The following is a 20825-nucleotide window of genomic DNA, read 5'->3' on the forward strand; positions in this document are numbered from 1 at the left end:
CTTCTCCCTTTTTGCGCGGGGGGGGGGCGCCGCGGCCTTTTCTCACTCCGCGGGGGGGGGGCGGCCCCCGGGGCGCCCCTGCCCGGGGGGGCCCCGCCCCCACGACCACGTCGTTCTCGTCGACGATGTCCAGGATCTCGTCGGAAGGGCCGCTCGCCCCGTCGGGATTCATGCCCCCATCCAACATCAGCCCGCGGACACCGCCGCCGGTCACTGCCCCATGACGTACTTGACGGTCGGACCGGTGGTCCAGCCGCCGTCCACGGCCAGTTCGGCGCCGGTGACGTACGAGGCGGCGTCGGAGAGCAGGAAGACGACGGCCTCGGCTATCTCGCCGGCCTCGCCGACCCGGCCCATCGGGGTGTTGGGGTAGTTGCCGTCGCCCTGCTGGATGCCCACGGACGAGGTCATCGGGGTGTACACCATGCCCGGGTGCACGGAGTTCACCCGCACCTTCGCCGTGCCCAGCTCCACCGCGCCGACCTTGGTCAGCCCGCGCACGCCCCACTTCGACGCGCCGTAGCTGGAGGTCAGCGCCAGGCCCATCAGCCCGGCCGCCGAGGAGATGTTGACGATCGAGCCGCCGCCGTTCTCCTTCATCACCGGGATCACCGTCTTCATGCCGATGAACACGGCCGTCAGATTGATGTCGATGACCTTGCGGAAGTGCTCGACGGTCTCCGTCTCCAGCGGCTGCCCGGTCGAGACCCCGGCGTTGTTCACCAGGCCGTCGATCCGGCCGAAGGTGTCGAGGGCGAACGCGGCGACGCGGTTCCAGTCCTCCTCGGAGGTCACGTCGTGGTGGACGAAGCGGGCCTTCGGGCCCAGCGCGGCGGCGGTGGCCGCGCCCTCCTCGTCGAGCACGTCCGTGATCACCACGTTGGCTCCGGCCGCCACGGCGAGGCGCGCGGCCTCGGCGCCCAGGCCGCGGGCGGCCCCGGTGATGACGACGGTCCGGTCGGTGAGATTGTGCTTCTCGGTCATGCCATGTCCTTCGTGCGGTGCGGGTGGTTCACGCGGTCCCGGGCGCCGGGGCGTGCAGGAACGCGGTGGTGGTGGCGACGAGATCGGCCAGGAACAGCTCGCGTCCGGTCAGCGGCCGGGTGCCCTCCAGCGCCTGCCGGGCCCGGTCGGCCAGCGCCGCGCCGATCAGGGTGAGCGCCAGGTCCAGCCGCTCCAGCCGGACCGGCCGGGGCAGTTCCTCCAGGGCCCCGGCGATCCGTTCGATCAGCCGCCCGTAGGCGGTGCCGTCCAGCGCCGGATGCGGCCGGCCGGTCCGCAGACCGGTTTCGTGGCTCAGCTGGGCGGAGATCCGCAGACAGCGCCGGCCCCGGTCGTCGGCGAGCAGGCTCGCCTCCGCCGTCACCAGCGCGGTGAGCAGGCCGGGGACGCCGCAGTCCTCGGGCAGCGCGTCCAGCAGGGGGGCCACGACCCGTTCGGTGCGCTCCTGACGGCCCGCCATCACGGCGTCGAGCAGCCCGGCGCGGGAACCGAAGTGGTACTGCACCGCCGAGGGGTTGCTCTGACCCGCCAGGGCCACGATGTCGCGCAACTGCGCGCCGTCCGTGCCCTGTGCGGCGAAGACCTCCTCCGCCGCCCGGATCAGCTTCTCCCTGGTCTCGTGTCCCGACGTTCTCGCCATACCGCCACCGTAATGCTGGCCATTATTAATAACCAGGGCAGGCCGGTGTGAGACACGAGACAGCGGACGGTCGCTCCGCCCCGCCCGGTCTCAGCGCGGCTGGAGATCGCGGTCGCGCCGCCCGCCCACCGGCCCCTCCGGCATCGCCGGATGCAGCCCCAGCAGCACGATCCCGGCCACGATCGCCGCCAGCCCGACCGCCTGCCAGGCCAGCGCCCCGGCGTCGGTCCGCACCCGGTCGCCCAGGAAGCCGATCCCGCAGGCGATCCCGGCCAGCGGCTGAGCCGCCGTCAGCGCCGGGAGCGACAGCCGCAGAGGGCCCGTCTCGAAGGCGCTCTGCACCAGGATCAGCCCCGTGACGCCCAGCACCAGCACCGCGTACGGCTGCCACCCGGTGACCAGGGCCGTCCAGCCGCCGTCCGAGAACCGCTGCCCGCTCACCCGGGTCAGCGCGTCCTGGAGTCCGTACAGCAGCCCGGCCGCCACGGCCAGGAGCGCGGGGGAGACGCCCGAGCGGGTGCGTTTGGCGCACGCGGTCAGCAGCAGCGCCGGGCCCACCACGATCCCGATCACCAGCCAGTGCCGCAGCGGGCTCGACACCGCCTGCCCGCCCCGGGGCTCGCCCGCGACCAGGAAGGCGGCGACCCCGCCCGCCAGCAGCCAGAGCCCCGCCCAGCCCTGCCGGCCCAGCCGCTGGCCGGTGCGGTGACGCGACAGCGCCATCGCGAAGAGCAGATTGGTGGCGAGCAGCGGCTCGACGACGGAGACCTCGCCCTTGCCCAGCGCCAGGGCGCCCAGCACCATCCCGCAGACCATCAGACCGATCCCGGCCAGCCAGCTCGGCACCCGCATCAGGTCCAGCAGCAGCCGGGGCGAGAGGTAGTCGCGCCGCGGCGCGCGGCGCGCGGCGGCCTGCTGGAGGACGAAGCCGAAGCCCAGACAGCACGCGGCGCCCACGGCGAGCACCAGAACCAGCACCGACATGCTTCTCCACCCCGAGCCGGGCCGAAAGAGGGTGTGATGTGTTTCGACGATAACGTCTGCGCGCCCGGGTGCGACCGTGGCGCGGCCGACCGGACGGTTGACGCCGGGACGGCGCGTACCGAAGATCTGACTCACCAGTAACGTCGCGCCCGGCCGTCACGGGCGGCGCGCGCCCTCCCACCGGACCGCGGCCCGGTCGCCCCGACAAGGACGGAACCCATGGCGTACGACGCTGACGTGATCGTGATCGGGGCGGGACTCGCGGGGCTCGTCGCCACCGCCGAACTCCTCGACGCGGGCCGCTCGGTCATCCTGCTCGACCAGGAGCCCGAGCAGTCGCTCGGCGGCCAGGCCCACTGGTCCTTCGGCGGTCTCTTCCTCGTCGACTCGCCCGAGCAGCGCCGCATGAGGATCAAGGACAGCCGCGAACTGGCCCTCCAGGACTGGCTGGGCACGGCCGGCTTCGACCGCGACGAGGACCACTGGCCGCGCAAGTGGGCCGAGGCGTACGTCGACTTCGCGGCCGGGGAGAAACGTTCCTGGCTGCACGCCCAGGGCCTGCGGCTGTTCCCGGTGGTGGGCTGGGCCGAGCGCGGCGGCTACGACGCCACCGGCCACGGCAACTCCGTCCCCCGCTTCCACATCACCTGGGGCACCGGCCCCGGTGTCGTCGCCCCCTTCGAGCGCCGGGTCCGCCAGGGCGTCGCCAAGGGCCTCGTCACCTTCCGCTTCCGCCACCGCGTCACCGGCCTCGCCCGCACCGGGGGCACCGTCGACACCGTGACCGGCGAGATCCTGGAACCGAGCGCCGCCCCGCGCGGGACCGCGAGCAGCCGGGAGACCGCCGGCACCTTCGAGCTGCGCGCCCAGGCCGTGATCGTCACCTCCGGCGGCATCGGCGGCAACCACGACCTCGTACGCGCGCAGTGGCCGGCCCGGCTCGGCACCCCGCCCGCCAAGCTCCTCTCCGGCGTCCCCGCCCACGTCGACGGACTGATGCTCGGCATCGCCGAGGAGGCCGGCGCCCACCACATCAACCGCGACCGGATGTGGCACTACACCGAGGGCATCGAGAACTGGGACCCCATCTGGGACAAGCACGCCATCCGCATCCTGCCCGGCCCGTCGTCCCTCTGGCTGGACGCGACCGGCAAGCGGCTGCCCGTCCCGCTCTTCCCCGGTTTCGACACGCTCGGCACCCTCGAACACATCATGCGCACCGGCCACGAGTACACCTGGTTCGTCCTGGACCAGAGGATCATCGGCAAGGAGTTCGCGCTCTCCGGCTCCGAGCAGAACCCCGATCTGACCGGCAAGTCGATCCGCGACGTGATCGGCCGCGCCCGCGCCGACGTCCCGGGACCGGTGCGCGCCTTCATGGACAAGGGCGTGGACTTCGTCGTCGAGAAGGACCTCGGCGCACTGGTCCGGGGCATGAACGCGCTCACCGGGGACGGGCTCATCGACGAGGACGCGCTGCGCCGCGAGATCACCGCCCGCGACCGGGAGATCGCCAACCCCTTCACCAAGGACCTCCAGATCACCGCGATCAGGGGCGCCCGCAGCTACCTCGGCGACAAGCTCATCCGCACCGCCGCCCCGCACCGCATCCTCGACCCGAAGGCCGGGCCGCTGATCGCCGTACGGCTCAACATCCTCACCCGCAAATCGCTCGGCGGACTGGAGACGGACCTCTCCTCCCGGGTCCTGACCGCGGACGGCACCCCGCTGGCCGGGGTGTACGCGGCCGGTGAGGCGGCCGGATTCGGCGGGGGCGGCGTGCACGGCTACCGCTCCCTGGAGGGCACCTTCCTCGGCGGCTGCATCTTCTCCGGCCGCACGGCCGGGCGGGCCGCCGCGGCCGCGGTCGCGTAGGCCCTTCGCCGGGACGGCGGCCCCGGACACGGCCGTACCGGTGGGGTTCGGGTCCGCGACCGTGCGGCGGCGGCGGATCCGGGCATGCCAAAGGACATGCCCGCAGTCACCGAGCCCGTGGTCAACCTCGTTCGGCGCACCACCGAACCCGTGGGCGCACAGACGCTGCGCTCCACGGGCGCGGCGGTCATCGCCTATGTCGTGGCGACGTCGACGCTCTCCCACCCCGCGCCCCTGACCGCCCCGCTCACCGCGCTCCTCGTCGTCCAGGTCACCCTCTACGCCACGCTGACCACCGGCATCCGGCGGGTCAACTCCGTCATCGTCGGCGTGCTCATCGCCAGCGGCTTCAGCGCGCTCGTCGGGCTGTCCTGGTGGAGCCTCGGGCTGACGATCTTCACCTCGCTGATCATCGGCCGGCTGGTGCGGGTCGACGAGTTCGTCCCCGAGGTGGCGATCAGCGCCATGCTGGTCCTCGGCGTCACCCAGGTCGCCGACACCGCGTGGGAGCGCGTCTACGAGACGCTGATCGGGGCGGGCGTGGGGCTGCTGTTCAACCTGCTGTTCGCCCCGCCGGTCTGGGTGCAGACGGCGGGGGCCTCGATCGACGGGCTGGCCCGGCGGATGGGCGAACTCTTCCGCGACCTCGGCCACGACCTGGGCGGCCGGGTCACCGTCGAGCAGGCCGCCGACCGGCTCCACCGGGCCCGCCGCGTCGACCACGACATCGTGGCCGTGGACGCCTCGCTGCGCCGGGCCGAGGAGAGCCTGGTGTTCAACCCCCGGGTGCGCCAGGGCCTGCTGAACCGCGTGGTGCTGCGCACCGGCCTCGACACCCTGGAGATCTGCGCGGTGGTCCAGCGGGTGATGGCCAGGAGCCTGACCGACCTGGCCAAGGACCGCGCGGGCGAACCGCTCTTTCCCGCCGAGGTGGCCGCCGGTCTGACCGACCTGTACGGGCAGCTGGCCGACGCCGTGGAGAGTTTCTCGCTGCTCATCACCACCCCGCTCGCGGCGAGCGCCGACGAGGCCGAGTCCCGGCTGTCCGAGGCCCTCGGCACCAGCCGCGCGACCCGCGACCGGGTGGCCGACCTGCTCCTGGCGGCCGTGCAGGAGCACCCCAGGAAATGGCAGCTGCACGGGGCGCTGCTCGCTGAGGTGGACCGCATCCTGGACGAGCTGGACATCGAGAAGCGGACCGAACGCCTGAGCGAGGAACTCGACCGGCACGCGGCCGAGATGCACACCCGCCACCCCCTGCTCCTCGCCGTCCGCCGCCGGCTGGGCCTGGCCGCGCAACGGCCGGGCAGGACGGCGGGGCGCTGAGGCGGTCGGTGGCGGCGGGGCGGGACGGCCGGACGGTAGGGATGTGGGCCGGTGGGGCCCGTGACGGATCCGGTCCGGTGGCCGGGTGAGCGGATCGGGGCCGGGACGGCCCGCCCGCCGCCGCCGGTCAGCCGGTGGCGAGCCGTTCCACGACCCGGAACCGTTCCGCCACGACCCGGGTGTCGTCGTCGACCGTGAACTCCGGGTCCCCGAGGGCCTCGCGCATCTCCTCGCTGTGCCAGAACCGCTCGTGGTCCTCGCGCCACGCGGCGACCGAGGTGTGGCCCTCGCCCTCGTCCACGGCGTGCTGGAGGTCGACGTCACCGAGCCGCACGATCCGCACCTCGGTCACCTCGACCACGGCGACCTCCCGCCCCCCGGAGTCGATCAGGGCGGACCGCTCGCCGACCGGCGGGGGGTCCTCGCGCTCCTGCTCGTACTCGGCGAGCAGCCCGGTCGTGGAGACCTTGCGCCCGTCGAGCACGGCGGCGACGAGCCGGTCCCGCAGCGGGCCGGGGAAGGCGAGCAGGAAGGGTTTGAGCGGTTCGCGGTGCGGCATGACGCAAGTCTGGCACCCCCTCCGCCGGAGGGGGTGCCAGAGGCGGTTGGCGCCGGAGCGCCGAGCGCGGCTAGAGGATCAGCGAGAGCAGCAGGACCAGGACCAGCGAGACCACCGAGATGATCGTCTCCATCACCGACCAGGTCTTCACCGTCTGCCCGACGTCCATGCCGAAGTACTCCTTCACCAGCCAGAAGCCGGCGTCGTTGACATGGCTGAAGAAGAGCGAGCCCGCGCCCACCGCGAGGACCAGCAGCGCGGCGTGCGAGGTCGACATGTCGGCCGCCAGCGGGGCCACCAGACCGGCCGCCGAGATGGTCGCCACCGTCGCCGAGCCCGTGGCCAGCCGGATCGCGACCGCGATCAGCCAGCCCAGCAGCAGCGCGGGGATCGACCAGTCCTTGGAGAAGTCCAGGATCATCTGGCCCACACCGGCGTCGATCAGGGTCTGCTTGAAGCCGCCGCCCGCGCCGACGATGAGCAGCACGCCGGCGATCGGGGCGAGGGACTTCTCCACGGTGGTGGAGAGCCGCGCCCGGGTGAACCCGGCCGCCCGGCCCAGCGTGAACATCCCGACGACGACCGCCGCGAGCAGCGCGATCAGCGGCGAGCCGATCACGTCGGTGACCTTCTGGAGACCCTGCTCGGGATCGTCCACCACGATGTCCACGAGCGCCTTGACCAGCATCAGGACGACCGGCAGCAGGATCGTCGCCAGGGTGGCGCCGAAGCTCGGCCGGCGGTCCAGGTTCTCCGAGGGGCGCTGCGGGATCATCTGCTCGGGCGCCTTGATGTCCACCCAGCGGGCGGCGTACCGGGAGAAGAGCGGACCCGCGATGATCACGGTCGGCACGGCGACCAGCACGCCCAGGGCCAGGGTGACGCCCAGGTTGGCGCCGAGCGCGTCGATGGCGACGAGCGGGCCGGGGTGCGGGGGGATCAGGCCGTGCATCACGGAGAGGCCGGCGAGCGCCGGGATCCCGATCCGCATCAGGGAGTAGTTGCCGCGCTTGGCGACGAGCAGCACCACGGGGATCAGCAGCACGATGCCGACCTCGAAGAACAGCGGCAGGCCGATGATCGAGGCGATCAGGACCATCGCCCACGGCATGGCCCGCCCGCTCGCCTTGGCGAGGATCGTGTCGACGATCTGGTCCGCGCCGCCGGAGTCGGCGAGCAGCTTGCCCAGGATCGCGCCGAGCGCGATGAGGACGCCGACGCCCGCGACGGTGGAGCCGAGGCCCGCGGTGAAGCTCGCTATCGTCTTCGCCGGCGCGGCCCCGGCGAAGGAGCCGAGGGCCAGCGAGCCGATGGTGAGCGCGAGGAACGCGTGCATCTTGAACTTGGTGATGAGCACGACGATGACGGCGATGCCCGCCAGCACGGCGATGCCCAACTGCGCGTTGCCGGCCGAGGTGATCGGTTCGACGGCGTCCGCTGCCAGCGTCTCGACGCTGAGACTGGTCACGGTGATGATCCTTAACTGTGGAGCCGGCGCAGCGCGTCGACGGCTCGCCGGGTGATGTCCTCGGGGGTGCCCGAGACGTCGACGGCCACACCGGCCTCGTCGTCCGCGAGCGGTTCGAGGGTGGCGAACTGCGAGTCGAGGAGCGCGGTCGGCATGAAATGGCCCTTGCGGCCGGCCATCCGCTCCGCGATCAGCGGGCGGGAGCCGGTGAGATGCAGGAAGACGGCACCGGGGGCCTCGCCCCGCAGCCGGTCGCGGTAGGACCGCTTGAGCGCGGAGCTGCTGACCACCCCGCCGAGCCCGGCCCGGCCGTGGGCCCACTGCCCGATCGCGTCGAGCCAGGGCCACCGGTCCGCGTCGTCCAGCGGGACGCCGGCCGACATCTTGGCGATGTTCGCCGGCGGATGGAAGTCGTCGCCCTCGGCGTAGGGGACGCCCAGGGCGTCGGCGAGCAGGGGGCCGATCGTGGTCTTGCCGGTTCCTGCGACGCCCATCACCACGACGACGTGGGGGGTGCTCATGTCGGTGCCTCGCTGTCTTCCTCGATGTCGTCCTCGACATCGGTCCGTCGCGCTACTGAAACCTATACGTACGACTTATTCAAGATGCTGTGACATAAACGTCGTACTTTTTGTTCCGGCGGTGGCCGCCCGGAACCACCCCCGTACGCTGGGGTCATGACCACACAGGGCCAGGGGCTGCATACACATGTGCTGGACACCCTGGGCCTGGAGATCGCGGCCGGGGAGCATCCGCCCGGCCGCGTGCTGCGCACCGACGAGCTGGCGGAGCGCTTCGACGTCTCCCGTACGGTCGTGCGCGAGGTGATCCGGGTCCTGGAGTCCATGCACCTGGTGGAGTCCCGGCGCCGGGTCGGCGTGACCGTACGCCCCACCGAGGCGTGGAACGTCTACGACCCGCAGGTCATCCGCTGGCGCCTGGCCGGCGCCGACCGGCCCCGGCAACTGCGCTCGCTGACCGTGCTGCGCTCCGCGATCGAACCCGTCGCCGCCTCGCTCGCCGCCCGCAACGCCACCGCGCACCAGTGCGCCGAGCTGACCGAGCGCGCGCTCGGCATGGTCGCCACCTCGCGCGGCCAGCAGCTGGAGGCCTATCTGGAGCACGACATCGCGTTCCACCGGATCGTCCTGGACGCCTCCGGCAACGAGATGTTCGCGCGCCTGGGCGACGTGGTCGCCGAGGTCCTGGCCGGGCGCACCCACCACCAGGTCATGTTCGAGGACCCCGACCCCGCCGCCGTCACCCTGCACGTCCGCCTCGCCGAGGCCGTGCGCGAGGGCGACGCCGCCGCGGCCGAGCGCCTCACCAAGGAGATCGCCACGGGCGCCCTGCACGAACTGGACGTCCTGGCCCCCTGACGCGCCCCGGCCCGCCGGCCCGGACGGGCGGCGCCCCGGCCGTGCGGCGAGCGCCCCGCGGTACGTCCCCGCGGCCCCCGGGCGCGTACGGTGGTCCGAGACCGATCCGGCGGACGAAACCGGTCCGGGTCGGTCCCAGGACATGTCGGGAAAGGGAGTCCACGGGAATGCCGCAGCACGTACAAGGGGTCATCGCACCGGGCAGGAACGAGCCGGTCCGCGTCGAGACGATCGTCATCCCGGACCCGGGACCGGGCGAGGCCGTGGTGAAGATCCAGGCCTGCGGCGTCTGCCACACCGATCTGCACTACAAGCAGGGCGGCATCAACGACGAGTTCCCCTTCCTCCTCGGCCACGAGGCCGCGGGCGTCGTGGAGTCCGTGGGCGAGGGCGTCACCGACGTCGCCCCCGGCGACTTCGTCGTCCTGAACTGGCGGGCCGTCTGCGGCCAGTGCCGCGCCTGTCTGCGCGGTCGCCCCTGGTACTGCTTCGACACCCACAACGCCCGGCAGAAGATGACCCTCCTGGACGGCACGGAGCTCTCCCCGGCGCTCGGCATCGGCGCCTTCGCGGAGAAGACCCTCGTCGCCGCCGGCCAGTGCACCAAGGTCGACCCCGAGGTCTCCCCGGCCGTGGCGGGACTGCTGGGCTGCGGCGTCATGGCCGGCATCGGCGCCGCCATCAACACCGGCCAGGTCGGCCGCGGCGACTCGGTCGCCGTCATCGGCTGCGGCGGCGTCGGTGACGCGGCGGTCGTCGGCGCCCGACTGGCCGGAGCGGCGAAGATCATCGCGGTCGACATCGACGACCGCAAGCTGGAGACCGCCAAGACGATGGGCGCCACGCACACCGTCAACTCCCGCGCCACCGACCCGGTCGAGGCCGTCCGCGCGCTCACCGGCGGCCACGGCGCCGATGTCGTCATCGAGGCGGTCGGCCGCCCCGAGACGTACGAACAGGCCTTCTACGCCCGCGACCTCGCCGGCACCGTCGTCCTGGTCGGCGTCCCCACCCCGGAGATGAAGCTCGAACTCCCGCTGCTGGACGTCTTCGGCCGCGGCGGCTCCCTCAAGTCCTCCTGGTACGGCGACTGCCTCCCCTCGCGCGACTTCCCGATGCTGATCGACCTCCACCAGCAGGGCCGCATCGACCTCGGCGCGTTCGTCACCGAGACCATCGGCCTCGGCGACGTCGAGCAGGCATTCGCCCGGATGCACGACGGCGACGTGCTGCGCTCGGTGGTGGTCCTCTGATGGCCGCCCGCATCGACCACCTCGTCACCTCGGGCACCTTCGCCCTCGACGGCGGCGAGTGGGACGTCGACAACAACGTCTGGATCGTCGGGGACGACACCGAGGCCGTCGTCATCGACGCCGCCCACGACGCCGCCGCCATCGAGGCCGCGCTCGGCGGACGCACCCTGCGCGCCATCATCTGCACCCACGCGCACAACGACCACATCGACGCCGCCCCGGCGCTCGCCGCCGCCACCGGCGCGCCCGTCCTGCTCCACCCCGACGACCTGCCGCTGTGGAAGCGGACCTACCCGGACCGGGAGCCCGACGGCACCCTGGCCGACGGCCAGGAGATCACCGTCGCCGGCACCGTGCTGACCGTCCTGCACACCCCCGGCCACGCCCCCGGAGCGGTCTGCCTCCACGCCCCCGCGCTCGGCACCGTCTTCACCGGGGACACCCTCTTCCAGGGCGGCCCCGGCGCCACCGGCCGGTCCTTCTCGGACTTCCCGACGATCATCGGCTCCATCCGGGACCGCCTCCTCGCCCTGCCCCCGGAGACCACCGTCCGCACCGGGCACGGCGACTCCACGACGATCGGCGCGGAGGCCCCGCACCTGGACGAGTGGATCGCCCGGGGTCACTGACCCGCCACGGTCCTCAGCCCTCCGGCCACGCGGAGAGCCGCAGCCCGCTCTCGAAGCGGCGCGGCTCTCCCGTGACCGGATCGGTGAACTCCAGCACCCGCGCCAGCAGTTGCAGCGGGCGCGCGAAGTCCTCGGCCGTGCCCTCGGGCACGACGGCCGGGTAGAGCGGATCGTGCAGCAGCGGCAGGCCCAGCGCGTTCATGTGGACGCGCAACTGATGCGTCCGCCCGGTGGCGGGCAGCAGCCGGTAGCGCCCGAGGCCGCCCCGGTGCTCCAGCAGCTCGATCCGGCTCTCGCTGTTCGGCTCGCCCGGCTCCTCCCGGGCGGTGATCACCCCGCGCTCCTTCACGATCCGGCTGCGCACGGTCCGGGGGAGGACCAGCCGGGGATCGTACGGGGCGATCGCCTCGTACTCCTTGCGCACCAGCCGGTCCCGGAACAGCGTCTGGTACGCGCCCCGGTCGCCGGCCCGCACCACGAACAGCACCAGCCCCGCCGTCAGCCGGTCCAGCCGGTGGGCGGGCTGGAGGCCGGGGAGCCCCAGCTCACGGCGGAGCCGGGCGACCGCCGTCTCCGTGATGTGGCTGCCGCGCGGTGTGGTCGCCAGGAAGTGCGGCTTGTCCGCCACGACCAGACGCGCGTCCCGGTGGACGACCGCGAGGGGGAAGGGCACGGGCTCCTCCGGCGCGAAATCCCGGTGGAACCAGAGGTACCGGCCCGCCGCGTACGGCTCGTCGCCCGTCACCGGCCCGTCCACCGCGACGAACCGGCCCCGGGCCAGCATCGCGTCGACCCGGTCCGCGCCGACCGCGCCCCCGAAGCGCTCCCGCAGATGGTCCCCGACCGTGGCCCAGGCGCCCGCCGGGTCCTCGGGGAGCCGCACCCGGACCGGGTCGACCCCCAGGTGCTGCGGGAGCGGGGGGACCGGGGGCTTCGCCCGGCCCCTCATCGGGGTCCGCCGGACGGTCTCGCACTGGTTGTCATGGTGCCGGAAATCCTCCCACAGCGCCGGGTCGGACAGCGGCGCGGAACTCCTGATGCTGAAAGGATTCAATCCGGGTGCGGGTGGGGTAGAAAGCGCTTGCGCGGGCGGAGGGGCCGTCCTGCGGCGCCCGCTCCGCGCACCCGCACCCGTCTCCCGAAGGAGCCCCGCATGACCCCCGCCCGCAGAACCGGACCCGCCCTGCTGACCGCTCTCGCCGCCGCGGTCGCCCTCGCCACCCCCGCCGCGGCCGACGACGCCGCCCCCGCCGCGAGCGGACTTCCGGCCGGCTGCGCGGGCGGCGCCCCGGTGGTCTGCCATGTCGACGTGGCCCCCGGCACCTACCGGGTCACCGCACGCCTCGGCGGCGCCACCGAGGGCCGGACGACGGTGACCGCCGAGGCCCGGCGCACCCTGCTTCCCGAGACGGCGACCGCGGCGGGCCGCACGGTGGTGCGCTCGTTCACCGTCGACGTACGCGAGCCGGAGGGCGAACCCACCGGCGCGAGCGGCAGCCCGGGGCTGGACCTCGTGTTCTCCGGCCCGGCGCCCCTCCTGTCCGGTCTGCACGTGGCCCCCGCCCCGCGCGCCCCGCAGCTCCTCCTGATCGGCGACTCGACCGTCTGCGACCAGGCCACCGCCCCCTACACCGGCTGGGGCCAGGAGCTGCCCCGGTTCTTCCGGGCCGGCCTCTCCGTCGCCAACCACGCCGACTCCGGCGAGAGTTCGCAGACCTACCTCGACGACCCCCGGCTCTTCGCCACCGTCCGCCCGCTCATCCGGCGCGGCGACACCGTACTGATCCAGCTCGCCCACAACGACAAGCAGACGACCGAGGCCGCCTACCGCGCCAACCTCACCACCCTGGTCGAGGGGATTCGCGCCGAGGGCGGCCGGCCGGTGCTCGTCACCCCGGTCGTCCGCCGCTGGTTCAACGCCGACGGCACCCTCGACAACGGCACCGCCCTGCTGGTCAACGGCCTCGGCGTCGACCTGCCCGCACAGATCCGGCGGCTCGCCGCCGAACAGGACGTGCCGCTCGTCGACCTCACCGCGCTCACCCGCCGGCGCGTCGAGGAACTGGGTCCCGAGGCGTCCAAGGCGCTCTACCTCACCGACGAGAAGCGGGACAACACCCACACCTCCGAGGCCGGGGCCACCGAGTTCGCCGCCCTGGTCCGGGACTCCCTGCGCGACCAGCACCTGCTGCCCGCCCACCTCTTCCGCTGACCGGGTCCCGCCCCTTCCCGCACCGGCCCGGGGCGGTGCGGGAAGGGGCGGTGGCGCGGGCTAGAGCGGCGCGGAGAAGACGAACGAGAACTCCGCCGGCGCCGCGTCGAGCCGGTACTCCGGGAGCACACCCGGACCGCACGACTGCGAGCCGATGCCCTGGAGGGCGTGGTCCAGATGGACATGGACCCGGTCCCCGGCCACCAGGTCCGTCCGGTGCTCCGCCGCGTCCAGGTCCCGGTCCGTCCAGCGCCGTGCCGTGAACCAGAAGGGCGTGACGCCCTCGGCCCGCAGCCCCCGGCCGCCCCCGTCCGTCAGCTCGGCCCACCGGACACCGGCCCGCGCCCCGTTCTCCTGCGGCCGGACGTACGGCGTCTGGAGCGCGTCCACGTCCGCGTGCCACCGCCCGAGCAGCGCGGCGGCCCGGGTGTCCGGATACGCCTCGCCCGGACCGCCGCCCAGCCAGCGCACCTCACCGCACTCCGCGGGCAGCGCGAAGCCGATCCCCAGCCGGGGCAGCGGCACCCGCCAGTCGCCCTCCGGCACCACGGACACCGTCAGCCCCAGCCGGTTCCCGGCGGCGGTCCAGCGGTACACCGCCCGCAGCCCCACGTCCTGCCCGGCCGGAGCCACCCGGGTCCGCACCACCAGCGCGTCCCCGTCCGCCTCCACCGCGTCGGTCCGGTGCCGCATCCGGTGCAGCCCCCACTCCCGCCAGCGCAACCCGTACCGCTCGTCCGGCTGCCACGCCGCGCCGTTGTCGTTGTCCGTGGGCGCCCGCCACACATCCAGCCGCAGCCCCTCCACGGGAACGTCCCCGATGCGGACCGGGGTCCCGGTCGCCGCGTCGAAGACCCCCGGACCCAGGGTGATCCGCCCGCCGGAGCGCACGGGGCGTTCGCCGGCGGCCGGGGCGGGGGCGGCGGGGGCGCCGCGTTCGGCCTGGCCCCAGGCCACCACGTGCCCGCGCCCGGCCCAGGCGGTGTCCTCGGCGAGCACCGCCCGCACCGTCCACACGCCGTCCGCTCCGCCGCTGCCGCCGGGCACCACCTCGGCCGAGTCGCCCGGGGCCAGCTCCGGGACGTCCAGGGTGCCCGAGGCGACGAGCACCCCGTCCACCTCGTGCGACCAGAGGAACTCCAGGTGCCCGGTTCCCGAGAAGTCGTACCCGTTGGTCACGGTGAACGCGCCCGCCCCGGGGCCCGGGGCGATCCGCACCGGCTCGACGACCTTCTTGTACTCGACGAGGCCGGGGGAGGGGGTGCGGTCGGGGAAGAGCAGCCCGTCGCAGACGAAGTTCCCGTCGTGCAGCTCCTCGCCGAAGTCCCCGCCGTAGGCGAAACCGTGCCGGGGATGGGCGATGCCGTGGTCGATCCACTCCCAGACGAAGCCGCCCTGGCAGCGCTCGTACCGCTCGAAGAGCCGCTGGTACTCACTGAGCCCGCCCGGTCCGTTGCCCATCGCGTGCGCGTACTCGCACATGACGAACGGCATCGCGCGCCTGCGCGCGTCCAGCTCCGCGTCCGGCCACGGCTCCTCCGCGCGCCGGCCGATCAGCTCGACCTCGGCGTGCGTCGGATACATCCGGGAGTAGAAGTCGACGTCCTTGCACGACAGATCGCCCTCGTAGTGCAGCAGTCGCTCGGGGTCCCGGCCGCGGATCCAGCGGGCCATCGCGGTCAGGCCCTCGCCGGTGCCGCACTCGTTGCCCAGCGACCAGATGATCACCGAGGCGTGGTTCTTGTCCCGCTCGACCATCCGGGCGGCCCGGTCCAGCAGCGCCGGGGTCCACCGCGCGTCGTCGACCGGATTGCCGCGCCACTCCAGGTCGACGAAGCCGTGCGTCTCCAGATCGCACTCGTCGATCACCCACAGGCCCAGCTCGTCGCAGAGGTCCAGGAAATCGGGGTGCGGCGGGTAGTGGCTGGTGCGGACCGCGTTGATGTTGTGCCGCTTCATCAGCACCAGATCGCGGCGCATGGTCGCCGCGTCGACGGTGCGCCCGGTCTCCGGGTGGAACTCGTGCCGGTTGACCCCGCGGAAGAGCAGCCGCCGCCCGTTGACCTTGATCAGGCCGTCCTCGACGGCGACCGTGCGGAACCCGATCCGCAGCGGGACGCGTTCGCCGGGCGTCGCCAGCTCGGCGTCGTACAGCCGGGGCGTCTCGGCGGTCCACGGCTCGACCGGTACCGTCGCCGGCTCCCCGGTGGCGAGGTCGAGACCCAGCTCAGGCACGAGGACCCGGCCCCCGGCCCCCTCGCACTCCACCCGCAGGGTGCCCGTCCCGTCCCGGTGGTCGTAGCCGGCGTGCACGAAGAAGTCCCGCGCGGAGCCCGGCGGCCGGTGCTCCAGGGTCACGTCACGGAAGATCCCCGGCAGCCACCACTGGTCCTGGTCCTCCAGATAACTGCCCGACGACCAGGCGTGCACCCGTACGGCCAGGACGTTCTCCCCGGCCCGCAGCAGCGGCCCCACGGCGAACTCGTGCGGCAGCCGGGAGCCCTTGAAGTCGCCCAGCCGCTCCCCGTTCAGCCACACCCGGGCACAGGACTCCACCCCCTCGAAACGCAGCACCGCCTCCCCGTCCTCGGGCCAGTCGGCGGGCAGCTCGAAGGTCCGCAGATGGTCGCCCGTCGGATTCTCGTCCGGCACCCGCGGCGGATCGACGGGGAAGGGATAGACCACGTTCGTGTACGCGGGAGCGCCCCCGGCTCCCTGAAGCACCCAGTGTCCGGGCACGGCGACCGTTCCCCAGTCAGAGGCGTCGAAGCCGGTCCCGGCGAACGACTCGTCCTCGCTCCCGGCCCCGGGCGAGAGCCGGAAGGCCCAGGTGCCGTTCAGGGACATCCGCCGGGCGTCGGACACCGCGGACCGGGCCCGGGGCGGTAGCCCGCCCGAACCGGGGCTCGGGTCCTCGAACCAGGTCAGTGCGGTGGTGTCGGTGCGACTCATGGATCTCCTCGTTAGGAATCACCCGTCTCGGAGCTGACGCTAACCGCGAATGAACCGTTTCAACAAGGGTGGGGGCGCACTGTGCCCGGACAACGCGAAAGACCGACCAGGATCGCTCCTGATCGGCATCTCATGTGGTGTCCGAGGGGGGCTTGCCCCCCATGCCCGATAAAGGGCACTAGCACCTCAAGCTAGCGCGTCTGTCATTCCGCAACCCGGACTAGGATCTCGCCGTGCCCCAGACTTCGACGGAAGACCATTTTGCGCGTGCTGCGACGCGCCACCATGATGATGCAGTCTATCTCCACGATGGCGGCCGACTGCCCAATGCCGACCACCACTTCGGCTTCGCGGTGGAGTGCGCTCTGAAGAGTGTGATCCTTCGGTACACGCAGGTGTCAATGAATCCGACCAAACAGGGCAGGCCGCCCAGTACGAAACCTTGGGTTCCTGATGCGGCGGGTAAGCCCCGCCACTTCGGTCACCTTCCCGGCCTGTGGACCGACGTGGCGCTTCTCCTGCATGGCCGGGGCGGAAGCATACTGTCCGGTGTGCTCTCGGCCTCGGCGCCCTTTGATACCTGGGCCGTGGAAGATCGCTACCTTGATGGGGCCGCTGCGGATGAGGCCGTAGTTCGCGAGCGCAGGGCAGCGGCGCAACAGATTCTCAGTCTGCACCAGCAGGCGCTCATCACGGGAGTGCTCACGTGACCTACCAGACCGATCCGGTCCGCTTTGACCAGGCTCGACCGCTTGCGGAGGCTGCTGCCCGCGAGGCTGCTGCTGCAGGGGTTGATGTTCTACTCGTCAGGGACATCCTGGGAAGGTTCTCCCTGCTCGTGGACGACCGCGCGACCTCAATCGATGCTGGGGGGGCCGAGCGCTGGCGAGATCGGCTCGTAACTACTCTCGGCAAGTATGCGACCGACAGGCCCGTCGTCTTTGCCTCCGACCTCTTCCAACCTGATTCCCTGTTTGCTTCGTCGCGGCTCTCTCCGCTGGTCGGTTACACCCCAGGGCGTGAGGAGGGTCAGATTCATGTTCTAGAGAACACTGTTGTAGGAGAGGACTGGGCCAAGGTAAGCACTCCCCTGGCAGAAGCCGGCGGAGTCCGTACAGCACGCACGGCCGTCTTCGGGATCAAAGGCGGCGTGGGTCGATCCACGGCTACCTTCATGCTTGCCAAGCATCTCGCTGACCTGGGGCATTGTGTACTCGTCGCCGACTTGGACCTGGAGTCCCCTGGCTCGGGCCCGTTGCTAGTCGCAGAGGATCAGCTCCCTCAGTACGGCATTGTCGACCAACTCGTGGAGTCGGCCTTGGAAAACGACGAGGGCTTGGACCTCGTGGCGCAGGCTACTCATGTGCAGGTCAAGGGCAACGGTGAACTCTGGGTCGCACCAGCCCGTGGGAGGGGAGTCCCTGGAACCGAATACACCTACGTTGAGAAGCTCAACCGTGTCTACGCCGACGTGCCCAGTGAACGATTCTCTGATTTTGCAGATCGACTGGAGGCTGCTGTCAGTGCATGCGAAGAGGCCGTCGCTAGGGCGAGTCGACGCCCGGATGTCGTGATTATCGACAGCCGGGCCGGTATTCACGACATTGCGGCAGTCACCCTCTCACGCCTCTGCGACTTGGCGCTTCTCTTCGGTAGTGATAACCGGCAGACATGGGAGGGTTACCGGGACCTTTTTGCAGCGTGGCGCTCTTCGGGGCAGGCCCCTGCGATTCGAGAGAAGTTGCGAATGATCGCCTCGATGGTTCCAGATTCGCCGGACCGCCCCAAGGGTCAGTATTTGGAAGCGTTTCGTGACCACGCCTGGTCCTGCTTCTCTGTTCTTTACGACGACCTTTCCGGTGATGATGCATCAGGTTTCAATCCTAGCCCAGAGGATGAGTCGGCGCCGCACGCGCCAATTCCCATCTTGTTTACCTTGGAACTCGTCGGTCTCGATGTCGCTACGACATCTGGCTGGGATGATCGCTCGTTTGTTCAAACTGCCTACGAATCATTTCTGGAAACCGCTACTCGCCTTATGATGGAAGTGTCATGATGACTACCCCGCTTGGAGCCGAAGAGTACCGAGACCTGCTGACTGCGGCACTCCCTGATGCGCAGGATGCGGACACGGTACAGCCCACACTCTCGAATCTTTTCACGCCAGACAGTCATCGGTTGGCACTTCACGTGGACACAACTGTTGTACGTGGCGGCCGGGGGGTAGGGAAGACGTTCTGGTATAGAACGCTCCTGGACGATCGACTGCGAGAGGTTGCTTCCGAGGAGTACCGTATCGAGCGGCTCAGGCACCTCAGGGTTCACCCTGGTTACGGCACGAGAATCGCCCCCCAGCTCTACCCGAGTCCAAACGTGCTGCGGAGCCTGCTGGATGCCGGCGTGGCACCGTACGATTTGTGGAACGCAGTCCTGCTCATGGCGCTCGGTCAACCCGAGATTCGTAGGCCCATGCAGTGGCACGAACGCATCGAGTGGGTTCGGACGCATCCTGAAGAGCGAGACCTGACTATCGCCGAAGCCGATAATCAGGCCTTGGCCGAGAAGGCTACGCATCTGGTCCTTTTCGATGCGCTTGAGCACCTGCACCGAGACCGCGGCCAAGCTGATCGCCTTGTCGCTGGCATCTTGCAACTTGCTCTAGAGATGCGTCTGGGGACGAGGAACATTCGCTGCAAGATCTTCATTCGACCTGACATGTTTGACGGTGCACTGCTGCATTTCCCTGACGCCTCGAAGCTGACGGCCAATGCGGCCAGCTTGAAGTGGAGTACTACCAACCTTTACGGCCTCTTTTTCCATTACCTTGGCAACTACGATAGTGAGGGTGCGTGGCGTTTCCGCGCATTGCAGACAGGCTGGACCGAGCATACGCATGGTCGACACCTCTTGCCTCCCGCGTTGCTTGGTGATCAAGGGACTCAGTCCGATATGTTTGGGCGACTGGCGGGCGCTTACATGGGAGCAAATTTCCGTAAGGGAATTACATACACCTGGTTGCCCAATCATCTCATGGACGGGGTCGAGCAGGTTAGTCCGCGCAGTTTTCTAAATGCTCTGGGGATGGCGGTAAATGAGACGCGCAGCGATTATGCGGCTCACCCATATGCTATTCATCACGAGGGTATCCGGCGTGGTGTTCAATCCGCATCTCGTACACGCGTCGGCGAAATCCGAGAGGACATGCCGTGGGTGCATACCGCCATTGCCCCCTTGAACGGCCAGCAGGTTCCGATCGACCAGAATCTTTTGTTGGGACGCTGGGATGAGGCTGACCTGACAGTGCAACTCCAGCGCGAGTCGGACCGGGCTAGCGCTTCGGGTAACGGTGCGGAAGTGCGAACCGGCCCTCGGTATCCAGACGACTATTTGCGTCTGATCGACGAGTTGATTGCACTCGGCGTGATGCGGCGGCGCAAAGATGGTCGGATCGACCTGCCGGATGTCTACCGTATCGCGTTTTCCATTGGGCGTAAGGGAGGAGTTCCAAAGGTGCAGTCCTGAATGCTTTGCTTTTTAGCATATCTCCGTTTCATGGTTTCTTGCTAAGGGCTGGCAGAGTGGGACTTCGGCTGCGTCCTTGGCTAAGGTTTCGGGCGAAAAGTTGGGGACCTCGAAGGGGGCTGCTGCAGAGTTGGGTGATACCTGACCTGGCTTGCTGAGAGGCGGCCCGGAAGGATGTCGCGGTGCCCAAGCCGTATCCCAAGGAGTTCCGCGAGGACGTCGTGCGGGTCGCGTGCAACCGCGAGCCCGGCGTCACCTTGGGAACAGATCGCCGCTGATTTCGGTGTCCACCCGATCACGCTGTCGAAGTAGCTGCGCTGCGCCGACACAGACGACGGCGCCAGGCCCGCAACGGCACCGGGTGAGTCGGCCGAACCGTGCGAGGCGCGGAAGCGGATCCGGCTGCTGAAGCAGGATAACGAGGTGCTCAGGAGGGCGGCGGCGTATCTGTCGCAGGCGAACCTGCCGGCAAAATGGTGTGCCCGCTCGTCCGCGAGCTGGCCGCCGCCGCTGCCTCTTGCCGGGTGCCAGTGGCGGTGACGTGCAGGGTACTCGGGCTGGCCCGCCAGCCCTACTACCTGTGGCTGGACCGGCTGGTCACCGACGCCGATTTGACCGAGGCGAACCGGGCCAACGCCTTGTCCGATGCGCACCGCGACGATCCTGAGTTCGGCCACCGCTTCCCTCTCGACGAAGCATGCGTCGCCGGTGAGGTGATGGCCGAGCGGACCGCCTGGCGGATCTGCCGGGGACAACGGCTGGTGAAGTGCCTTCGGTAAGCGCAGGGGGCGCGGGAAGGACGCCAAGGCCGGGCCGCCGGTCCACGATAACCTGGTGCGGCGGGACTTCACCGCGGACGGTCCGAACCAGCTGTGGCTCACGGACATCACCGAGCACGCAACCGGCGAGGGCAAGCTGTATCTGTGCGCCGCTTAGAGCCGCTAACAGAAGTGTCTGATGGTGTGACGGTCAGCTTGATCGCTCGTTGATTGGTGCGTGGGGAAGAGGGAGTCGCGGCCGTGGG

Annotated in this window: 18 protein-coding genes; 10 read left to right on the plus strand and 8 right to left on the minus strand. The window is 70.7% G+C overall.

Going from position 1 to position 20825, the window contains the following annotated elements; all coding sequences use genetic code 11:
• Positions 1-210: 210 nt before the first annotated feature.
• The 3 genes from ACWCXC_RS29700 to ACWCXC_RS29710 all read right to left on the minus strand — a co-directional run bounded on the left by ACWCXC_RS29700 (position 211) and on the right by ACWCXC_RS29710 (position 2626).
• Positions 211-984: a glucose 1-dehydrogenase gene (locus ACWCXC_RS29700; RefSeq protein ID WP_450683458.1), complete on the minus strand. Its 774-nt coding sequence runs from the start codon at positions 982-984 to the stop codon at positions 211-213.
• 28 nt (positions 985-1012) lie between these two features.
• A complete protein-coding gene (locus ACWCXC_RS29705) occupies positions 1013-1642 on the minus strand; it encodes a TetR/AcrR family transcriptional regulator (protein ID WP_450683457.1) in 630 nt (209 codons plus the stop codon).
• A gap of 90 nt (positions 1643-1732) precedes the next feature.
• Positions 1733-2626 (minus strand): DMT family transporter, encoded by an 894-nt coding sequence (locus tag ACWCXC_RS29710; RefSeq protein ID WP_450683456.1) that lies wholly within the window; start codon positions 2624-2626, stop codon positions 1733-1735.
• Between the two features lie 219 nt (positions 2627-2845).
• Between ACWCXC_RS29710 and ACWCXC_RS29715 the strand changes: the two genes are divergently transcribed.
• Together ACWCXC_RS29715 and ACWCXC_RS29720 are read left to right on the plus strand one after the other, a co-directional pair.
• Positions 2846-4501, plus strand: a complete 1656-nt coding sequence (locus tag ACWCXC_RS29715) for an FAD-binding dehydrogenase (RefSeq protein WP_450683455.1) — start codon at positions 2846-2848, stop codon at positions 4499-4501.
• Between the two features lie 96 nt (positions 4502-4597).
• The gene (locus ACWCXC_RS29720; RefSeq protein WP_450683454.1) at positions 4598-5827 is read left to right on the plus strand and encodes an FUSC family protein; all 1230 of its coding nucleotides are present in this window, start codon (positions 4598-4600) and stop codon (positions 5825-5827) included.
• 127 nt (positions 5828-5954) lie between these two features.
• Here ACWCXC_RS29720 and ACWCXC_RS29725 read toward each other — a convergent pair whose 3' ends face one another.
• The 3 genes from ACWCXC_RS29725 to ACWCXC_RS29735 all read right to left on the minus strand — a co-directional run bounded on the left by ACWCXC_RS29725 (position 5955) and on the right by ACWCXC_RS29735 (position 8375).
• Complete coding sequence (locus ACWCXC_RS29725) at positions 5955-6386, minus strand: ASCH domain-containing protein (RefSeq protein ID WP_450683453.1); 432 nt, start codon at positions 6384-6386, stop codon at positions 5955-5957.
• 70 nt (positions 6387-6456) lie between these two features.
• A complete protein-coding gene (locus ACWCXC_RS29730; RefSeq protein ID WP_450683452.1) occupies positions 6457-7854 on the minus strand; it encodes a GntP family permease in 1398 nt (465 codons plus the stop codon).
• Between the two features lie 11 nt (positions 7855-7865).
• Complete coding sequence (locus ACWCXC_RS29735; protein ID WP_450683451.1) at positions 7866-8375, minus strand: gluconokinase; 510 nt, start codon at positions 8373-8375, stop codon at positions 7866-7868.
• A 156-nt stretch (positions 8376-8531) separates the two neighbouring features.
• Between ACWCXC_RS29735 and ACWCXC_RS29740 the strand changes: the two genes are divergently transcribed.
• The 3 genes from ACWCXC_RS29740 to ACWCXC_RS29750 all read left to right on the plus strand — a co-directional run bounded on the left by ACWCXC_RS29740 (position 8532) and on the right by ACWCXC_RS29750 (position 11115).
• Positions 8532-9233, plus strand: a complete 702-nt coding sequence (locus tag ACWCXC_RS29740; RefSeq protein ID WP_450683450.1) for a FadR/GntR family transcriptional regulator — start codon at positions 8532-8534, stop codon at positions 9231-9233.
• 167 nt (positions 9234-9400) lie between these two features.
• Positions 9401-10486 carry an S-(hydroxymethyl)mycothiol dehydrogenase gene (locus ACWCXC_RS29745; RefSeq protein WP_450683449.1) on the plus strand — a complete coding sequence of 362 codons (1086 nt, stop codon included), beginning with the start codon at positions 9401-9403 and terminating at the stop codon, positions 10484-10486.
• A complete protein-coding gene (locus tag ACWCXC_RS29750; protein ID WP_450891046.1) occupies positions 10486-11115 on the plus strand; it encodes an MBL fold metallo-hydrolase in 630 nt (209 codons plus the stop codon). The genes ACWCXC_RS29745 and ACWCXC_RS29750 overlap by 1 nt, the downstream gene beginning before the upstream one ends.
• A 13-nt stretch (positions 11116-11128) precedes the next feature.
• On the opposite strand, the gene ACWCXC_RS29755 is transcribed toward ACWCXC_RS29750, so the two are convergent.
• Positions 11129-12064, minus strand: a complete 936-nt coding sequence (locus tag ACWCXC_RS29755) for a pseudouridine synthase (protein ID WP_450683447.1) — start codon at positions 12062-12064, stop codon at positions 11129-11131.
• A gap of 204 nt (positions 12065-12268) precedes the next feature.
• Between ACWCXC_RS29755 and ACWCXC_RS29760 the strand changes: the two genes are divergently transcribed.
• Positions 12269-13327, plus strand: coding sequence for a rhamnogalacturonan acetylesterase (locus tag ACWCXC_RS29760; RefSeq protein WP_450891047.1), 1059 nt, complete (start codon positions 12269-12271; stop codon positions 13325-13327).
• 60 nt (positions 13328-13387) lie between these two features.
• On the opposite strand, the gene ACWCXC_RS29765 is transcribed toward ACWCXC_RS29760, so the two are convergent.
• Complete coding sequence (locus ACWCXC_RS29765; protein ID WP_450891048.1) at positions 13388-16279, minus strand: glycoside hydrolase family 2 TIM barrel-domain containing protein; 2892 nt, start codon at positions 16277-16279, stop codon at positions 13388-13390.
• Positions 16280-16512: 233 nt separating this feature from the next.
• On the opposite strand from ACWCXC_RS29765, the gene ACWCXC_RS29770 reads away from it, so the two are divergent.
• The 4 genes from ACWCXC_RS29770 to ACWCXC_RS29785 all read left to right on the plus strand — a co-directional run bounded on the left by ACWCXC_RS29770 (position 16513) and on the right by ACWCXC_RS29785 (position 20580).
• Complete coding sequence (locus ACWCXC_RS29770) at positions 16513-16989, plus strand: hypothetical protein (RefSeq protein ID WP_450891049.1); 477 nt, start codon at positions 16513-16515, stop codon at positions 16987-16989.
• Positions 16986-18335: a KGGVGR-motif variant AAA ATPase gene (locus tag ACWCXC_RS29775; RefSeq protein WP_450891050.1), complete on the plus strand. Its 1350-nt coding sequence runs from the start codon at positions 16986-16988 to the stop codon at positions 18333-18335. Before ACWCXC_RS29770 ends, ACWCXC_RS29775 begins: the two co-directional genes overlap by 4 nt.
• Complete coding sequence (locus tag ACWCXC_RS29780; RefSeq protein ID WP_450891051.1) at positions 18332-19801, plus strand: hypothetical protein; 1470 nt, start codon at positions 18332-18334, stop codon at positions 19799-19801. The genes ACWCXC_RS29775 and ACWCXC_RS29780 overlap by 4 nt, the downstream gene beginning before the upstream one ends.
• 536 nt (positions 19802-20337) lie before the next feature.
• On the plus strand, positions 20338-20580 hold the full coding sequence (locus tag ACWCXC_RS29785) for a hypothetical protein (protein ID WP_450891052.1): 243 nt from the start codon (positions 20338-20340) through the stop codon (positions 20578-20580).
• The last annotated feature ends 245 nt before the right edge of the window (positions 20581-20825 follow it).

Source organism: Streptomyces sp. NPDC001515, assembly GCF_053597115.1.

Coding starts and splice junctions, on each gene's coding strand:
- ACWCXC_RS29700 (WP_450683458.1), bottom strand. CDS start 984: ATGACCGAGAAGCACAATCTCACCGACCGGACCGTCGTCATCACCGGG.
- ACWCXC_RS29705 (WP_450683457.1), bottom strand. CDS start 1,642: ATGGCGAGAACGTCGGGACACGAGACCAGGGAGAAGCTGATCCGGGCG.
- ACWCXC_RS29710 (WP_450683456.1), bottom strand. CDS start 2,626: ATGTCGGTGCTGGTTCTGGTGCTCGCCGTGGGCGCCGCGTGCTGTCTG.
- ACWCXC_RS29715 (WP_450683455.1), top strand. CDS start 2,846: ATGGCGTACGACGCTGACGTGATCGTGATCGGGGCGGGACTCGCGGGG.
- ACWCXC_RS29720 (WP_450683454.1), top strand. CDS start 4,598: ATGCCCGCAGTCACCGAGCCCGTGGTCAACCTCGTTCGGCGCACCACC.
- ACWCXC_RS29725 (WP_450683453.1), bottom strand. CDS start 6,386: ATGCCGCACCGCGAACCGCTCAAACCCTTCCTGCTCGCCTTCCCCGGC.
- ACWCXC_RS29735 (WP_450683451.1), bottom strand. CDS start 8,375: ATGAGCACCCCCCACGTCGTCGTGGTGATGGGCGTCGCAGGAACCGGC.
- ACWCXC_RS29740 (WP_450683450.1), top strand. CDS start 8,532: ATGACCACACAGGGCCAGGGGCTGCATACACATGTGCTGGACACCCTG.
- ACWCXC_RS29745 (WP_450683449.1), top strand. CDS start 9,401: ATGCCGCAGCACGTACAAGGGGTCATCGCACCGGGCAGGAACGAGCCG.
- ACWCXC_RS29750 (WP_450891046.1), top strand. CDS start 10,486: ATGGCCGCCCGCATCGACCACCTCGTCACCTCGGGCACCTTCGCCCTC.
- ACWCXC_RS29755 (WP_450683447.1), bottom strand. CDS start 12,064: ATGAGGGGCCGGGCGAAGCCCCCGGTCCCCCCGCTCCCGCAGCACCTG.
- ACWCXC_RS29760 (WP_450891047.1), top strand. CDS start 12,269: ATGACCCCCGCCCGCAGAACCGGACCCGCCCTGCTGACCGCTCTCGCC.
- ACWCXC_RS29765 (WP_450891048.1), bottom strand. CDS start 16,279: ATGAGTCGCACCGACACCACCGCACTGACCTGGTTCGAGGACCCGAGC.
- ACWCXC_RS29780 (WP_450891051.1), top strand. CDS start 18,332: ATGATGACTACCCCGCTTGGAGCCGAAGAGTACCGAGACCTGCTGACT.